This is a genomic window from Streptomyces camponoticapitis (genome assembly GCF_014646115.1).
GTDB lineage: Bacteria > Actinomycetota > Actinomycetes > Streptomycetales > Streptomycetaceae > Streptomyces > Streptomyces camponoticapitis.
On the sequence record NZ_BMMV01000002.1, the window covers coordinates 172,256 to 189,922 of the forward strand.

Here is a 17,667-nt window from a genome sequence, read left to right on the forward strand (position 1 = left end):
TGTGTCCTGAGCCGTACGGGCGTCAACTGGGGCCCTCCGCAAGGGGGTTGGGGACCGCCGGTGCGGTGGCCTGTCGGGGACCGGGAACGATCGATAGGCTGGCCCCGGACGACGAACCGGGAGGAGCGGGACGTGGCTGAGAGCACCACCACCCAGCAGCTGTTGGCGGGCTGGGACAAGCCGGAGCTGGACCTGAGCAATGCCGACTGGCGTTCGAGCAGCCAGGGCACGGGAGACGTCCAGATCGCCTTCGTGGAAGGCTTCATCGCCATGCGCAACGGTGGCAAACCCGAGAATCCCTCGCTGATCTTCAGCCCCGCGGAGTGGCGGGCCTTCGTACTCAACGCCCGCGAAGGGGAGTTCGACCTCACCTGACCGAGTCCCGCCTCCCGCCCCGGCGAGCCCCAGGGTCCCGCGTCGCCGGGGTCCCGAAGAGACGTACCATTGCGGCATGTCCTTCCTCCGCCGCCGCAGCGCCGCCACACCCGCGGGCCCGGACTTCGACGTCCTGGCCATGGATCCGGGTGACTGGCCCGGAAATCTGGGGGCCGGTCTGCTGCCCGCACCCGACGGCAGCTGCCAGGGTGTCTTCCTGCGGTACGACCTGTTCGGCGGACGCGGCCCGGCGATGATCATCGGCAATCTGCCCGAGGGGTCACCTGCCCGTGAGCTGGAGGACGGCCAGATCCCCTTCGAGGTCGCGCAGCTGCTGATCGCGTTGGAGAACGAGGAGCAGGTCGACGTCGTCAGCACGGAGGACGTGCCGGTGATGCAGGGCGACAACCTGCTGATCGTGCGCCGGCTGAAGCTCTCCGAAAGCCGCATCGCCTGCGTGCAGTTCGACCGCAGCGACAACGTGCTCGTCACGATCGCCAGCTGGGACCGGCCGATCACCGACGACCTCTACGCGCTGCTGAAGCCGCTGCCCGCGGAGCTCTTCCAGCAGGGCTGAGCAGGGCGGGGCCGAAAACCGCCCCCGACGCGGCCGGCGGGGTGTTCCCCGGCGCGTCCCACCCCATCGCCTCGCGGCCGGGAGAAATGCCTGCCGCGAGGTTTTGTCATGTGCCTTGCCAATTCAGTCATCGGACTTTTAACGTCTGCCGCATGACTCAGGGCATCACCCGCAGAACCACGATGAAGTCCGCACTCGGCGTAACCAGTGCTCTCGCGCTGGGTGTACCTGCTCTGGCCGGTAGAGCGGCAGCCGCCGACCCCTCCGATGAATTGACGCTCTGGTATGCGAAGCCCGCCGCAGACTGGGAGCGCGAGAGCCTGCCCATCGGCAGCGGCGCGCTCGGCGCCGGTATCTACGGAACGCTCGCCTCCGAGCGACTGGTCCTCAACGAGAAGACGCTGTGGACCGGCGGCCCCGGCGCGCCCGACTACGACCACGGCAACTGGACCAGCCCGAGACCCGGAGTGCTGCGCTCGGTTCAGGACCGAATCGACGCCGAAGGGTCCATGACCCCCGAGGCCGTCGCGGCCGAACTGGGCCAGCCCAAGCACAACTTCGGCTCCTACAACGTCTTCGGCGACCTGCTGCTCGACGTCCCCGGCGCGCCCGGTGGCCCCGACTCCTCCTACCGGCGCTCCCTGGACATCGGCACGGCCCTCGCCTCGGTCTCGTACGCCCACCAAGGCGCCACGTACACACGGGAGTTCTTCGCCTCCCACCCCGGCAAGGTCATCGTGGGCCGGTTCGCCGCCGACCAGCCGGGCAAGATCGGCTTCACCCTCCGCTACACCTCCCCCCGCAAGGACTTCACGGCCACGGCGAGCGGCGACCGGCTCACGATCCGGGGCGCGCTCCAGAACAACGGGCTGCTCTTCGAGGGCCAGATCCGGGTACGTACGGAAGGCGGCACCGTCACCGCCGGGAACGGCACCCTCACCGTCAGCGGCGCCGACAGCGCGTGGTTCGTCCTCGCGGCCGGTACCGACTACGCCGACACCTTCCCCGACTACCGCACCGACGACCCGCACGGCGCGGTCACCGACGCGGTCGACCGGGCGGCCGGGCGCGGTTACGAAGACCTGCGCAGCGAGCATGTCGAGGACTACCAGGGGCTGTTCGACCGGGTGTCGCTCGACATCGGCCAGCAGCTGCCGAACCTGCCGACCGACCAGCTGCTCGCCCAGTACACGGGCGGCACCAGCGCCGCCGACAGGGCACTCGAAGCGCTGTACTTCCAGTACGGCCGCTATCTGCTCATCGCCTCGTCGCGGGCCGGTTCGCTGCCCGCCAACCTCCAGGGCGTCTGGAACAACGTCACCAACCCGCCCTGGGACGCGGACTACCACGTCAACATCAACCTCCAGATGAACTACTGGCTCGCCGAGGTCACCAACCTCGCCGAGACCACCGTGCCGTACGACAAGTACGTCGACTCGATGCGCGCACCGGGCCGGATCACCGCGCGGGAGATCTTCGAGACCGACGGCTGGGTGGTGAACAACGAGACCAATCCGTACGGCTTCACGGGCCTGCACCAGTACCCGCAGTCGTTCTGGTTCCCGGAGGCCGGTGCCTGGCTCACCCAGCAGATGTACGACCACTACCGGTTCAACGCCTCGACGGACTATCTGCGCTCCACCGCGTTCCCGGTGATGAAGGAGACCGCCCAGTTCTGGCTCGGCTTCCTGCGGACCGACCCGCGCGACGGCAAGCTCGTCGTCACCCCCAGCTACTCGCCCGAGAACGGTGACTTCACGGCGGGCGCGGCGATGTCGCAGCAGATCGTGTACGACCTGTTCACCAACACGCTGGAGGCGTCGGAGACCCTGGGCGACGACCCCCGGTTCCGCCGGGAGCTCCGGCTGGCGCTGCGCGACCTCGACCCCGGACTGCGCATCGGGTCGTGGGGACAGCTCCAGGAGTGGAAGGAGGACCTGGACGACCCGAACAACGACCACCGGCATGTCTCGCACCTCTTCGGCCTGCACCCGGGCCGGCAGATCGAGGTCGGCACCGAGTGGGCCGACGCCGCGAAGGTCTCCCTCACCGCGCGTGGTGACGGCGGCACGGGCTGGAGCAAGGCCTGGAAGATCAACTTCTGGGCGAGGCTGCGCGACGGCGACCACGCGCACAAGATGCTCACCGAGCAGCTGAAGAGCTCGACACTGCCGAACCTCTGGGACACCCACCCGCCGTTCCAGATCGACGGCAACTTCGGCGCCTCCTCCGGTGTCGCCGAGATGCTGCTCCAGAGCCAGCACGGCCCGATCGAGGTCCTGCCCGCCCTGCCCGCGTCCTGGCCCGACGGCTCGGTCACCGGGCTGCGGGCGCGAGGCGGCGCCACGCTGGACATCACCTGGGCCGGCGGCAAGGCGAGCCGGATCGTCCTGACGGCGAGCCGTACCGGCAATCTGACCCTGCGCAGCACCCTGCTGCCCGGCGGCGAGGAGACGTTCCGAGCCACCGCCGGACAGGTGTACGAATTCACAGCGGGCCGCGGCCGGCACTGACGGACGCGGTACGAGGGGTTTCGCCCGGCAGCGGCGGCAGCCGGGTGAAACCCCGCCGCGACAGGAACGTCCCCGCCCCTGCGGATACGGGCCGAATCCCGCACCATGGAGAGAGGTCCGGGGTACTCCATACCGGCCGCTCGCCGGTGTCGGACCTCCGCCGAGCTAAGGGGCAGCATGGACAGTAACGATCTGACGCCCGAGGTCCTGCGCAGGCTGAGGAAGCCGCGGTCCTACCCGGCGGTGTCCCTGACGATGCCCACCCACCGGCGCGAGCTGCGGAACGACGAGGACCCCGTACGGCTGCGCAACGTCCTCGCCGGCGCCGTGCACCGCATGGAGGCCGACCCGGACATCTCGAAGGCGGCCTTCCTCGCCGTGCGGACGCAGCTCAACGAGGCGGTGGCCGAGGTCGACATGCGCCACAAGCGCGACGGGCTGCTGATCCTCGCCGACGCCGACGAACACCAGGTCTGGTACCTGCCTCGTGAGACGCCCGAGTCGGTCGTCATCAGCGACACCTATCTCACCCGGAACCTGGTGGCCGCCACCGCCCAGAAACCCCGCTACTGGGTGCTGAGCGTGGCCGCCGACCGCGCGAAACTGTGGAGCGGCGACGGCGAGTCCCTGCAGGAGCACCGCGCGGACGGCTTCCCGATGACTCCGCCCGAGGAGACGTGGGACGTCGAGCGCGAGGAGCGTATCGGCGACACGCCGAGCACCTTCACCGACGAGGAGACCCGCAAGTTCCTGCGGTCCGTCGACGAGGCCCTCGCGGCCGTACTCGCCGCGCGCCCCCTCCCGTTCCATCTGGTCGGTGTCGCCCCCGCGCTCGCCCTGCTGGAGGACGCGGGCACCACCGCGAGGTCGGCGGCGGGCCGGCTGGCCAAGGGCGGCCTCACCGACGGCCCGGCCCATGTGCTGTGGAAGGCGGTCCGGCCCGTCGTGGACCAGTACGGGCGGAACGAGGAGACGGAGGCGCTGGCCCGGCTCGACGACGCCAAGGGGAGGCGTACCTTCGCCGCTGGTCTGGACGAGGTCTGGGAGGCGGTGCGCGAGCGGCGGGCCGGCCTCGTGGCGGTGGAGGAGCACTTCCAGCGCTCCGCCAGGATCGGCGACGGGCATCTGATCCCGGTCGACGGCGAGGACGGGGCGGCCCTCGGCCGTGAGGTGCAGGACGACATCGTCGACGAACTGGTCGAGTCGGCCCTCGACGGCGGCGCGCAGGTCATGTTCCTCGACGACGACATGCTCGCGGGCCACGGCAGGATCGCGGCGATGCTGCGCTACTGACAGCCCGCCGCCCCTGCCGCCCGCGGGAAACGAGCCGGGGGCCACCGGTCCCCCACAGGCCGGTGGCGCCCGTCGCCCTACAAGAGCCGCGTCTTCGAACCCGTCGGGTGACCCGACGGGCTCTCAGCGGCCCGAGGGCAGTACCCGGACATCGGACGCCTTCACATAGGCGACCCGGTGCCCGAACTGGATCTCGTAGTACTTCTCCTTGCCGGTCACCACACGGTGACCCGTGGTGTCAAAGGTCGGCGCGAAGTAGTACGCGCCCGGCACCTGGTCACCGACCACGTACTTCTGGCCCGCGAGCAGCTTGTACGGGAACGGCGAGATCGCCTGCACCGGGATGTCGGCCGGGTACGCCGACGCCTCCGGGTAGGCCCTGCCGTACACCGGGACCTCGGCGAGACCGGCCTTCGGTGTCAGCACCCGCTCCTCGGCGCTCACGGCGGTGGGCGCCGTACGCGGATTGTGGAACCAGGCCTTCTGGCCGAGGTACCAGATCGCCGTCCAGTCGCCCTCGCGCCCGGCGACGGCGTACTGCTGGCCCGTCGACGCTCGTGCGCCCAGGTCGTTGACGCCCGTCGTGGACTCCCCGCCGTCCGGCCGCAGGCCGATGTCCTTGACCAGCGGGGAGGAGGCGTCCGGCGCGGTGTGCAGTCGTACCGCGCCCGAGCCGTGCGGGGCGCACGCCTGACCGGCCGTCACACAGCCCGTGTAGAGGGGCTGGTTGGCCGCGTAGTCGGGACGGATCGTCACCGCGTTCGCGTTGCGCCCGCCGTCGGCCTTGAAGGGCTTGCCCAGCAGCTCGAAGTAGTGCGCCCAGTCCCAGTACGGGCCCGGGTCGGTGTGCATCCCGGCGATGGTCGACGCGGTCGTGCCGGGCACGTTGTCGTGGCCGATGATGTGCTGCCGGTCGAGCGGGATGTCGTACCGGTCGGCGAGATGGCGCACCAGCCGTGACGACGTCCGGTACATCGCCTCGGTGTACCAGGCGTCGGGGGAGACGAGGAATCCCTCGTGCTCCAGGCCCACCGACGTGGCGTTGACGTACCAGTTGCCCGCGTGCCAGCCGACGTCCTTGAGCGGGACGTGCTGCGCGATGTGCCCGTCGGACGAGCGCAGCGAGTAGTGCCAGGAGACATAGGTGGGGTCCTGGACCAACTGGAGGGTGGTGTCCCAGGTCGCCTCGGTGTCATGGATGACGATCGAGTCGATGGACGGCGACCCGGCCTTGGGCCGGTCGGCCTTGTCGTGGTTGCCGTAGTCGCCCTCGCCGAACTCCTCGTACGGCGCCGGGATCCACTCGCAGGCCACGGTGCGCGGGCACTCGGTCTGCCCGGCGTCGGCCTTGCGCAGCCCGAGCTTCGACACCTGCGAGGTGTCGGGGGCGACACCGGGCGTGGCCGGCAGCGCCACCCGCTGCCCGCTGTCGGTCGTACGCGTCTGGCCGTCCCTGATCACCGCGTAGACGTCGTTCGCGTACGTCGAGGCGGTGGCGGAGTCGTCGGCGCCGGAGAAACGGGCGACAGCGCCGTACCAGTCGGCCGGGTCGGCGCTCAGAGGCCTGCCGAGCTTCCGCTGGGCGTCGGCCAGCAGCGCCGCGCCGCCGCGGATGTTGGCGGCGGCGTCCTGCCTGAGCCGCTCGGCGGACTGCCCGGTGAGCTTCGCCGCCCGGTCGACGGTGCGCAGCCGCGCCGGGAGTTCGGAGTTCTCGGGGACGACGGCCTCGCGGACCTCGTCCGGCGCGCCGGTCCGCACCGCGCGGGACGTGTCGCCGCGGGCGTCCTCCGTGCCGTGCGAGTGGTGGGGTGCCTCGGCGATCGCGGTCCTGGCGTCGGTGAGATGCATGGGGCCGTAGCCGCCGGTCACGCTCGGCGAGCCGCTGTGTGTGTCCCACCGCGACTGGAGGTAGGAGACTCCGAGCAGGACGCTCCGCGGTACGTCGTACCGGTCCGCCGCCGCGGCGAAGTCACGCTGGAGCGAGCCGGCGGTGGGCCGTTCGGCGGTGGCGGAGGGGGCGGCCGACACCAGGGGCAGCAGCAGTGCCGCCGAGGCGACGGCGCCCGCCGTCCGCGTCGCGCGTCCGCGGACGGATCTGACGGAAGTGGGGGCGGAACCTTGCAATGCGGCCTCCAGTGACGTGGTGCGCGTAGCGCCCGCGGGGCTGTGCCCGGCACGCGGAAGATCGTGCGGGGGCACAGGGCAGGGCTACAGGGGTATCGGCTTGAAGGCGATCCGTCAATCAGGCGTGGCGGCAGGGATTTCGCACGTCAGCCCGCGTGTCGCGGAGTTTCGTGGTCGGCAGGCCATGGGCCTGCGGTGCGTCAGTGGTGTGAACCAATGAGTGGACTCGACCGACCTGGAACGATGTTGGTCCGACCTTGACGTTTCTTGAACATGACGCTCCGTCAGGTCCACCCGTCCGGAGACGCGTCGGCGCTCACGAGATGATGTCGCGCGCCAACTGCCGGTCCACCTGCGACGGCGACAGGGCGTGCTCGATCGCGAGTATCCCCGCGCCGAACGCCGCCGCGTTCTCACCCGTACGGCTCGGCTCGATCCGCAGCACATGCGTGGCCAGCGGATGCGACCGCCGGTACACCGCCTCCCGCACTCCCGCGAGCAACTGGTCGTGCACCGCCGCCAGCGCTCCGCCCAGCACGACCGTGTCGGGGTTGAAGAAGTTCACCAGCCCCGCCAGCACCTCGCCGACCGCGCGGCCCGCCTCGCGGACCATCCGCAGCGCGTCCCTGTTGCCGGACTTCACGAGCCGTACGACATCACTGCCCGACGCCGCGTCGAGCCCCAGCCCCGCGAGCCTGGCCGCGATCGCGGCGCCGCCGGCCACCGCCTCCAGACAGCCGAAGTTCCCGCACCGGCAGGCGTCCTCCTGCTCGCTGACCTTGATGTGCCCGATGTCGCCGGCGCTGCCCTGCGCGCCCCGGTGCAGCCTGCCGTCGGCGACGATGCCGCAGCCGATGCCCGTACCCACCTTGATGTAGAGCAGGAATCGGGTGTCGGGGAACGCTCGCCGCTGCTCGGCCAGCGCCATCACATTCACGTCGTTGTCGACGAGCGCCCGGGCGCCGAAGCGGGAGGCGAAGAATTCGGGAATCGGATACTGGTGCCAGCCCGGCATGATCGGCGGATCGACCGGACGCCCCGTCGAGAACTCGACCGGCCCCGGCACCCCCACCCCGATGGACCGCAGCGTGCGGGCCTCGCGCCCGGCCTTCTCCAGCAGGGTGTGCAGCGTGCGTTCCACATGGCGCAGGACGGAGTCGGGGCCGTCCCCGATCGACAGCGGATCCTCCTGCGTGGCCAGGGTCGTACCGCCGATGTCCATCAGCGCCACCCGGCAGTGCGAGGCTCCGAGGTCCACGCCCGCCACCGCGTGCTCGCGGGTACGGAGCCGGAGCCTGCGGGGCGGCCTGCCGCCCGTCGAACCGCCGGCCTCCGGCCCCGACTCGTCGACGAAGCCGTGCGCGATGAGCGCGTCCACGCGCTGGGAGACGGTGGAGCGCGCGAGCCCCGTCATCCGGGAGAGATCCGCGCGCGTCGCCGCGGCTCCGGAACTGATCAGCGTGAGCACCTCGCCCGGTGTGTGGGAGACGGCGTAACTGCTGTTATCCGGCAGCGCAGACATGGCATCACCTTATGGAGGACTTTCGCTGCTCACAAGACGCCATTGATTCGCCGTCCGACCAAAGTATCCGTCAACTCCGTTGAAATGAACGGCGCTTGGACTCTTGACAGGTCAAAGACCAGTCACGACATTGCACAGCAGACCGCGACCGAGGAGCCATCGAGGAGCCAGGGGATGCTGACGATGCAGGGCGTGTCCAAGAGCTTTCTCGGGGTGCGTGTGCTCCATGACGTGGGACTCGACCTTCAACCCGGCGAGGTCCACGCCCTGGTGGGAGAGAACGGCGCCGGGAAGTCGACCCTGATGAAGGTCCTGGCCGGCGAACACACCCCCGACACCGGCTCGATCACGCTCGACGGAACGGCGCACACCTTCAGCCACCCCGGCCAGGCGCAGGCGGCCGGGATCGGCATCATCCACCAGGAGTTCGCGCTCCTGGCGCACCGCACGGTCGCCGAGAACGTCTTCCTCGGCCGGGAGCCGACCCGCCGGGGCCTTGTCGACCGCGCCGCCATGGAACGGCGTACCGCCGAACTCCTCGCCGAGATCGACGAGACGGGCATCACCCCGCGCACACTCGTCCGGGACCTGTCCGTCGCCCGGCAGCAGACGGTCGAGATAGTCAAGGCGCTCGCGTCCGACGTGCGGGTGCTTGTCATGGACGAGCCAACCGCGCCGCTCGCCGAGCACGAGGTCGCGCTCCTCTCCGCCCTCGTACGCAGGCTGACCGCGCGCGGACTCGGCATCCTGTACATCTCGCACCGCCTCAAGGAGGTCTTCGACCTCTCGACACGCGTCACCGTCCTCAAGGACGGCCGCCATGTCACCACCGTCCGCACCGCCGACACCACGCCGGACGACATCGTCCGCGCCATGGTCGGCCGCGACCTGACCGCGTACTACCCGCCGCGCGCCCGCCACGACGAGATCGGCGAGGTACGGCTCACCGTCACCGGCGGCGGCAACGCCCGCCTCAGGGACATCGACCTCACCCTGCGCGCCGGCGAGGTCGTGGGCATCGCGGGTCTGCAAGGGGCGGGGCGTACGTCGCTGGCCCGCGCCCTGTTCGGAGCCGCGCCCTTCACCACCGGCGCCATGACCGTCGGCGGCAAACCCCTGCGGCCGTCGAGGCCGCGCCAGGCCATCCGCGCGGGCATCGCCCTGGTCACCGAGGACCGCAAGAGCGAGGGACTGGCCCTGCGCCAGTCCGTACGGGACAACGCGCTGCTGGTCACCCGCGCCGTCGCGGTACGGGGCAGACCACCGGCCGGGCGGGAGGTCACCGCGCTCCTGGAACGCGTACGGCTCCAGTCACGCGGCGAGGACCAGCAGGCCCAGTTCCTCTCCGGGGGCAACCAGCAGAAGGTCGTCATCGCCAAGTGGCTGGCGGCGGGCCCTCAGGTGCTGCTCTTCGACGAGCCCACCAGGGGCGTCGACGTCGGGGCCAAGGCCGCCATCCACACCCTGGTGCGCGAACTCGCCCGCGAGGGCCTCGCCGTACTGATCATCTCCTCCGAACTGCCGGAGCTGATCGGGATGAGCGACCGGATCCATGTGATGTCCGAAGGTCGCCTCGTCGGTGAACTGCCCGCCGGGGCCGGGGAGGAGAGCATCATGCGCCTCGCGACGGCCGGATCCGACCGCGCCGCCGGCGCGCCGGGTGCCCCGCGGGAGGGCGCCGCATGACCACCGTCGAATCGGCTCCCGCCCCGTCGGGCCCCCCGCCGAAGCAGACATCGTTGTCCATGAAGAAGGCCCTCCGCTCGGTACGCCGGTCCGTCGACCCCGTCGTCGGCGTCTGGCTCGCCGCACTCGCCGTGACCGTTCTCGGCTGGATCGTCGTCACCGCCCAGGGCGGGTCCTTCCTCACCACCGCCAACGCCGTCGCGATCCTCCAGAACTGCGTGGCGCTCGGCCTCGTCGCCGTCGGCCAGTCCGCCGTCATCCTCACCGGCTCCCTCGACCTCTCCGTCGCCTACCTCATCAGCCTCGGCACTCTCGTCGCCGCCGAGACCATGGCGAGCGGCGGAGTCGTCACCGCCGTGATCGCCGTCCTCGCCCTGTCCGTCGCCGTCGGCCTGGCCAACGGGCTGATCGTCACCGGACTCAAGGTCAACGCGTTCATCGCCACCCTCGGCATGGCGTTCATCCTGCGCGGCTGGATCGAGGACAACTACACCGGACCCGCCGGCGAGGTGCCCGTCTCCTTCCAGCGCCTCGGCTACGACCGCATCGGGCCCGTACCGGTCTCGGTGTTCCTGCTCATCGCCGTGGCGGCCGTGATGTGGCTCATCACCCGCCGCACCCGCCTCGGCCACCACATGTACGCCACCGGCGGGGACGAACACGCCGCCCGGCTCTCCGGCGTACGGACCGGACGCACCGTCGTGATCGCCCACGTCCTGTGCTCGCTCTGCGTCGGCGCCGCCGCTCTCTTCCTCGCGGCGCGGCTGGGCGCGGGCGCCCCGTGGGCGGGCACCGAGGCGCGCTACGACCTGGAGTCGATCGCCGCCGTGGTCCTCGGCGGCACCGCGCTCGCGGGCGGCCGAGGGGGAGTGGCGGGCACCCTCGGCGGCGTCTTCGTCCTCGCCGTACTCGACAGCGTGTTCAACCAGCTCTCCGTGGACCCGTTCTTCAAGAACGTCGTGCGCGGCGTCGTCATCATCGCCGCCGTCGCCATCTACGCCCGGCCCAGGCGGACCCCCAAGGCACCGAAGGCCCTGAAGGGAGGGGGGAGCGCATGAGCGCCCCGACCGAGACCCCGGACACGGCCAAGTCCGCGGCAGGGAAGGCCCCGACGGCCGCCACCGGCACGCGGATCGTCCGCGCGCTCGGCACCGGAATCCCCGTCTATCTGCTCCTGGCCGTGCTGCTCCTCGCGCTGCTGATCACCGACCCGGGCTTCTACGAACCCGACAGCTTCCTCTCCTTCGTCAAACGCGCGGCGCCGCTGGTGATCCTGGCCGCCGGGCAGTATCTGGTCATCGTCTGCGGGGAGTTCGACCTCTCCGTCGGCGCGATCGTCACCGCGGGCGTGGTCGTCGCCGCCGAGCTGTACGGCTCCTTCCCCGACGCCCACTGGCTGGTGGTGACGGCCATCCTGCTTGTCGCCGGGGGACTGGCCGGGCTGATCAGCGGCCTGATCACCACCGTCCTGCGCGTACCGTCGTTCATCACCACCCTCGGGATGATGCTCATCCTGGAAGGGGCCGCCTTCTTCTGGACCGGCGGCTCCCCCCAGGGTGTACTGCCCACCGCCTTCCGCCAGTTGGGCCGGGGCACGGCCTTCGGCTGGCTGCCCTGGGCGGTCGTCGCCTGTCTGGTCGCCGGAACCGCCGCCGTCCTGGTGATGCGCTCCGACTTCGGACGCACGCTCGTCGCCACCGGTGACAGCGACCGCGCCGCCGCCCTCGCCGGAGTGCGGGTGATCCGGGTGCGCACCGTCGCCTTCATCCTCTCCGGCGCCGCCGCCGCGCTCGCCGCCGTCCTCGTCGGAGGATTCTCCGGAGTCTCCGCACAGGCGGGCAGGGGCTACGAGTTCGAGGCCATCACCGCCGTCGTCCTCGGCGGAGTGGTCCTCGGCGGCGGCCGGGGCTCGGTGGTCGCCGCGATGGCCGGTGCCTTCTCGCTCCAGGCGCTGTTCACCCTGCTCAACCTCCAGGGCGTCTCCGGGGCCCTGGAGTCCACCGTCCAAGGTGTCATCGTCATCGCCGCGGTCGGCCTCGGAGCCGCCGACTGGTCCCGGCTGCGCCACCGTCGTACGCCACCGGGCAGCGGTCCACCGGACCGTACGCCACCGGGCACTACGCACCCCACCGGTACGCACAACTCGGGAGGAACCCCCTCATGACCCTCATCCGCAACCTCCGCGGACGTGCGCTCGCCGCGGGCGCCGCGCTGCTCGCCGCCGTACTCGTCACCTCCTGCACGAGCGACGCCCCGGCCGAGTCGCCGCCGGCCGCGTCGGGCAGCGGGAGCACGGCGGACGCGGGCACCGGGAAACAGTCCACCTTCTTCGAACAGGCCGAGTACGACCGCCAGTTGGCCCTCGCGGGCGAGACGCCCGAGGGACCGGCCGACAAGCCGTGGGAGCAGATGCTCAACCCGCAGATGACCGACACCTCCCAGTACAAGATGGCCGACCCGAGCGGCATCGAGCTCTGCTTCTCCAACGCGGGCGTCTTCAACCCCTGGCGGCAGGTGGGGCTGAAGAACATGCGCGCCGAGGTGAAACTCCACAAGGAGATCACCAAGTTCACCGTCCTGGACGCCCAGGGCAAGGACGACAAGCAGATCTCCGACATCCAGGAACTCTCCGCCCGCGGCTGCGACGCGCTGATCGTCTCGCCGAACACGACGGCCACCCTCACCCCCGCCGTGAAGCAGGCCTGCGGCAAGCTGCCGGTCATCGTCTTCGACCGGGGAGTGGAGACCGACTGCGCCGTCACCTTCGTCAACCCGATCGGCGGTTACGCGTACGGCGCCGTGGCGGCCGACTTCCTCGTCGAGAAGGTCAAGCCGAAGGGCAAGATCCTCGCGCTGCGCATCTCGCCCGGCGTGGATGTCCTGGAGACCCGCTGGTCGGCCGCGAAGGTCGCCTTCGACAAGAGTGAACTCGACGTCGTGGACGTGAAGTTCACCGACGGCGACCCGGCGAAGGCCAAGTCGATCGTGACCGACGCGCTCACCCGGCACGGCGACATCGACGGTGTCTGGATGGACTCGGGCGCCACGGCCGTCGCCGCCGTCGAGGCCTTCGAGGACGCGGGCAAGGACGTACCGCCCATCACCGGCGAGGACCAGCAGGACTTCCTCCAGGCCTGGCAGGACAAGGACCTCACGGCGATCGCCCCCGCGTACCCGACCTTCCAGTGGCGTACGCCCGTGATCGCCGCGCTGGACATCCTCAAGGGCCAGAAGGTGCCCAAGGAGTGGAAGCTCCCGCAGCCCACCATCACGCAGGAGAACCTCGCCGACTACCTCAAGCCCGGTATGCCGCCGCTGCATTACGCGATGTGCGGCTGCGAGTCGATGCCCGGCTTCCCGAAGGACTGGGGCGGCAAGTGACGGCGCCGGCCGGGACGTCGCCCTCACGCCCGCCCTCACTCCCGCCGTTCGCGCTCGGCGCCAACCCGTGGATCTGGCACTCACCGGTCGACGGCGAAGCCCTGGCCGGGACGCTGCCGCGGCTGGCCGCCTGGGGCTTCGACTGCGTCGAACTCCCCCTGGAACAGGCCGGTGACTGGGAGCCCGCCGCCGCCTCGAAGGTGCTGGACGCGACGGGGCTCGCCCCGGCCGCCGTTGTTGCCGTCATGCCGCCGGGCCGCGATCTCGTGGCCACCGATCCCGCGACCGTACGCACCACGCAGGACTATCTGCGGCGCTGCGTCGACGCGGCCCGGGCGATTGGTGCGCCCGTCGTGGCCGGTCCGGTCTACACGGCCGTCGGGCGCTCCTGGCGCATGACGGACGGCGAGCGGGCGGCGGCGTGGGCCGAGTGGCGTGAGCACATCGCGCCCGTCGTCGCGCACGCGCGCCAGGCGGAGGTGACGATCGCCGTCGAACCGCTGAACCGGTACGAGACGAGTCTGCTCAACACCGTCGCCCAGTGCCTCGAAGCCATGGACGGTCTGGACCCGGCGGGCATCGGCATCGCGCTCGACGTCTACCACCAGAACATCGAGGAGCGCGGTCTGCCCGGCGCCGTACGGGAGGCCGGGGACCGCGTCGTCCATGTCCAGGTGTGCGCCAACGACCGCGGCGCGCCCGGCGCGGACCATCTCGACTGGCCCGGGTTCCTGACCGCGCTCGCGGACGGCGGCTACCGGGGGCCGCTCTGCATCGAGTCCTTCACGGCGCACAACGACGCGATCGCGGTCGCCGCCTCCGTCTGGCGCCCGCTCGCACCCAGCCAGGACTCGCTCGCCACCGACGGGCTGGCGTTCCTGCGCCGGGTTCTCGCCGGGCGGCTGAGCGCCAACCGTCGGGCCAGGACCTGAGCGCCACCCGGCGGGCGAAGAACCGACCGACCGCTCCCATCCCCCCAGAGAGGATCGGCAGATGAAATGGCATGCGCATGACAGTAGGCGGCGTGGGAGAGCGCTCCGAAGAGCGTTCGTCGCCGGGGCCGGCGCCCTGCTGCTCGCCCTGACCGCCCTGCCCACCGGCGCCGGAGCCGCCGAGAAGGAACCGGCCTTCAAGGCCCTGCTCTTCACCCGCGCCGTCGGCTACGTCCATGGATCCATCCCGAACGGCATCACGATGTTCGAGGAGGAGGCCGCCGAGAACGGTTTCGAGATCGTCCAGAGCGACGACCCCACCGTCTTCAGCGACGACAACCTCGCGCAGTACGACGCGATCGTCATGCTCCAGAACTCCGGCATGGTCTGGGACACCGAGGCCCAGCGCCAGGCCATGAAGACGTATGTCCAGAGCGGCAAGGGCGTCGTCGCCATTCACAACACCCTCGACATGGGCGTCGAGGAGGCCTTCCCGTGGTGGGACGAGACCATCAACGGCGGCGCCCACATGCCCACCCACTCGCCCGGCGTGCTCCAGGGCACGGCCAAGGTCGCCGACCAGGTCCATCCCTCCACCAAGGGACTTCCCGAGCGCTGGGAACGCCCCGAGGAGTGGTACAACTTCGACGAGAACCCCCGCGGTGACGTCCATGTCCTGGTCACCGCCGACGAGACGACGTACAACCCCGGCCCCGACGCGATGGGCGCCGACCACCCCATCTCCTGGTGCCGCAACACCGAGGGCGGCAAGGTCTGGGCCACCGCCATGGGCCATGACACTCCCGCCTACGACGAAGAGGCCTTCCGCGACCATGTCGTCGGCGGCCTCCAGTGGGCGGCCGGTGAGAAACCGGGCGACTGCGGCGGCACCGACTGGGGCGCCTACGAGAAGGTCACCCTCGACGACAACACCGCCGACCCGATGGAGCTCGACGTCGCCGACGACGGCCGTGCGATCTACGCTCAGCGCAACGGCGAACTGAAGGTCTTCGACCCCGCGTCCCACTCCACCGTCACCGCCGGCAAGCTCGACGTCTACACCGGCGGCGAGGACGGCCTGGTCGGTATGGAACTCGACCCGGACTTCGCCACCAACCACTGGGTCTACCTCTACTACGCGCCGGCCGGTGAATCCGAGGACATCAACCGGCTGTCCCGCTTCACCCTCCACGGCAACACCCTCGACCTGGCCAGCGAGAAGAAACTCCTCGACGTCCCGGCCTACCGCTCCCGCACCTTCACCGAACCCGGACACACCGGCGGCGCCGTCGAGTTCGGCCCCGACGGCACCCTGTACCTCGGCGTCGGCGACGACGTCCCGCCCAACCTCGACCCCGACTGGCAGGGCTACGCGCCGATCGACTGGCGCGAGGGCAAGGAGATGCTCGACGCGGCGCGCACCGCGGGCAACACCAACGACCTGCGCGGCAAACTGCTCCGTATCAAGCCCACCGACGAGGGCGGCTACACCATCCCCGAGGGCAATCTCTTCGCGGAAGGCACCGACAAGACCCGGCCCGAGATCTACGCGATGGGCTTCCGCAACCCCTTCCGCTTCACCGTCGACCAGGAGACCGGCTACGTCCACCTCGCCGACTACGGCCCCGACCGCGGACTGCCCACCACCGACCGCGGCCCCGAGGGCCTGGTCGAGTACAACGTCATCAAGAAGTCGGCGAACTTCGGCTGGCCGTTCTGCCACGGGAACAACCAGGCGTACGCGCCGTACAACCCGGACACCGGGGAGATCGGCGAGAAGTTCGACTGCGCCAACCCGACGAACCCCTCGCCCAACAACACGGGGCTGACCGAACTGCCGCCGATCCAGCAGCCCGAACTCTGGTACGGCTACGGCGTGTCCGAGCAGTTCCCGGAGATGGGCGAAGGCGGCTCGGCCCCGATGGGCGGACCGGTCTACCGCTACGACCCCGACAACCCCTCCGAGACGAAGTTCCCCGAGTACTTCGACGGCGCGAGCTTCCTCTACGAGTGGTCACGCAACTACATCAAGGAAGTCCGCTTCGACAAGGACGAGAAGCTCCTCAAGGTCAACGACTTCATGGACTCGGTGGCCTTCAAGAGCCCCATGGACATGACCTTCGGGCCCGACGGCTCTCTCTACGTCCTGGAGTGGGGCAGCGAGTTCGGCGGCGGCAACAACGACTCCGGCCTCTACCGCATCGACTACGCCCAGGGCCGCCGGAGCCCCGTCGCCAAGGCCGCCGCCTCCGTCACCGACGGACCGCTCCCGCTCGAAGTGGACTTCTCCAGCGCGGGCAGCGCCGACCCGGACGGTGACGCGCTGACCTACGAGTGGGACTTCGACGGTGACGGCACGTTCGACTCCACCGACGAGAACGCCACCCACACCTACACCCAGGCAGGCGAGTTCAGCGCCCAGTTGAAGGTCACCGACTCCACCGGGAAGTCCGGCTTCGCCAACGTGCCCATCACCGCGGGCAACACCACCCCGAAGGTGACCATCGACATCCCGGTCGACGGCAAACTCATCGAGTTCGGCGACCAGGTCCCGTACAAGATCACCGTCACCGACCCGGAGGACGGGACCGTCGACTGCTCCAAGGTCACCATCAACCCGGCACTCGGCCACGACGAGCACGAGCACCCGACCAACGACATCCCCGGGTGCGAGGGCACCGTGGACACCGGTGATCTCGGTGGCCACCCCGAGGGCGCCGACCTCACCTACGTACTCAACGCCAAGTACACCGACGGCGGCGGCGAGGGGGCACCCGCGCTGACCGGCTACGGGCGGGCGGTCCTGCAGCCGAAGCTCAAGCAGGCCGAGTACCACGACGACCAGTCGGGCACCCGCATCGTCGACCAGGCGGGCGCCGCGAACGGCAAACGCATCGGCGACATCAGCGACGGCGACTGGGTGGCGTTCGAACCGATGAGCGTGGAGGGCATCGACTCGGTGAGCTACCAGATCTCCTCGCCGTACGGAGTCGGAGCGATCGAACTGCGCGCCGGCGCGCCGGACGGCGAACTGCTCGCCACCACCCCGATCCCCAACACCGGGGACTGGGACGTCTACCAGGCGACGGAGGCGGTGCCGGTGAAGGCCCACCCGGGCACTCACAAGCTGTATCTCGTCTTCACGTCACCCCAGAACAACTCGTTCGACGTGGACACGGTCGAGTTCAGCGGACCGTAGCCCGTAGAGCACCACGCATGTCTCGCAACGCACAACGCGCGTCGCGCGCCCGGTGTGTCGGCACC

12 protein-coding genes are annotated in these 17,667 nt (G+C 70.4%); 10 read left to right on the plus strand and 2 right to left on the minus strand.

What is annotated here, in order from left to right:
- The first annotated feature begins 132 nt into the window (after positions 1-132).
- The 4 genes from IEY79_RS03440 to IEY79_RS03455 all read left to right on the plus strand — a co-directional run bounded on the left by IEY79_RS03440 (position 133) and on the right by IEY79_RS03455 (position 4,758).
- The gene (locus IEY79_RS03440) at positions 133-375 is read left to right on the plus strand and encodes a DUF397 domain-containing protein (RefSeq protein WP_189105769.1); all 243 of its coding nucleotides are present in this window, start codon (positions 133-135) and stop codon (positions 373-375) included.
- Positions 376-451: 76 nt separating this feature from the next.
- Positions 452-952 (plus strand): hypothetical protein, encoded by a 501-nt coding sequence (locus IEY79_RS03445; RefSeq protein WP_189105770.1) that lies wholly within the window; start codon positions 452-454, stop codon positions 950-952.
- Between the two features lie 182 nt (positions 953-1,134).
- On the plus strand, positions 1,135-3,465 hold the full coding sequence (locus IEY79_RS03450) for a glycoside hydrolase family 95 protein (RefSeq protein WP_189106022.1): 2,331 nt from the start codon (positions 1,135-1,137) through the stop codon (positions 3,463-3,465).
- A gap of 177 nt (positions 3,466-3,642) precedes the next feature.
- Positions 3,643-4,758 carry a baeRF3 domain-containing protein gene (locus IEY79_RS03455; RefSeq protein WP_189105771.1) on the plus strand — a complete coding sequence of 372 codons (1,116 nt, stop codon included), beginning with the start codon at positions 3,643-3,645 and terminating at the stop codon, positions 4,756-4,758.
- Positions 4,759-4,881: 123 nt separating this feature from the next.
- Here IEY79_RS03455 and IEY79_RS03460 read toward each other — a convergent pair whose 3' ends face one another.
- Positions 4,882-6,882, minus strand: a complete 2,001-nt coding sequence (locus IEY79_RS03460; RefSeq protein ID WP_189105772.1) for an N-acetylmuramoyl-L-alanine amidase — start codon at positions 6,880-6,882, stop codon at positions 4,882-4,884.
- A gap of 316 nt (positions 6,883-7,198) precedes the next feature.
- Positions 7,199-8,404: an ROK family transcriptional regulator gene (locus IEY79_RS03465; RefSeq protein ID WP_189105773.1), complete on the minus strand. Its 1,206-nt coding sequence runs from the start codon at positions 8,402-8,404 to the stop codon at positions 7,199-7,201.
- Between the two features lie 174 nt (positions 8,405-8,578).
- On the opposite strand from IEY79_RS03465, the gene IEY79_RS03470 reads away from it, so the two are divergent.
- From IEY79_RS03470 to IEY79_RS03495, 6 genes are all read left to right on the plus strand, one after another.
- Positions 8,579-10,090: a sugar ABC transporter ATP-binding protein gene (locus IEY79_RS03470; protein ID WP_189105774.1), complete on the plus strand. Its 1,512-nt coding sequence runs from the start codon at positions 8,579-8,581 to the stop codon at positions 10,088-10,090.
- A gap of 59 nt (positions 10,091-10,149) precedes the next feature.
- A complete protein-coding gene (locus tag IEY79_RS03475; RefSeq protein WP_189106023.1) occupies positions 10,150-11,148 on the plus strand; it encodes an ABC transporter permease in 999 nt (332 codons plus the stop codon).
- On the plus strand, positions 11,145-12,254 hold the full coding sequence (locus IEY79_RS03480) for an ABC transporter permease (protein WP_189105775.1): 1,110 nt from the start codon (positions 11,145-11,147) through the stop codon (positions 12,252-12,254). Before IEY79_RS03475 ends, IEY79_RS03480 begins: the two co-directional genes overlap by 4 nt.
- The gene (locus tag IEY79_RS03485; RefSeq protein ID WP_189105776.1) at positions 12,251-13,471 is read left to right on the plus strand and encodes an ABC transporter substrate-binding protein; all 1,221 of its coding nucleotides are present in this window, start codon (positions 12,251-12,253) and stop codon (positions 13,469-13,471) included. The genes IEY79_RS03480 and IEY79_RS03485 overlap by 4 nt, the downstream gene beginning before the upstream one ends.
- Positions 13,468-14,403 carry a sugar phosphate isomerase/epimerase family protein gene (locus IEY79_RS03490; protein WP_189105777.1) on the plus strand — a complete coding sequence of 312 codons (936 nt, stop codon included), beginning with the start codon at positions 13,468-13,470 and terminating at the stop codon, positions 14,401-14,403. The genes IEY79_RS03485 and IEY79_RS03490 overlap by 4 nt, the downstream gene beginning before the upstream one ends.
- Before the next feature lie 61 nt (positions 14,404-14,464).
- Positions 14,465-17,602: a ThuA domain-containing protein gene (locus tag IEY79_RS03495; RefSeq protein ID WP_189105778.1), complete on the plus strand. Its 3,138-nt coding sequence runs from the start codon at positions 14,465-14,467 to the stop codon at positions 17,600-17,602.
- The last annotated feature ends 65 nt before the right edge of the window (positions 17,603-17,667 follow it).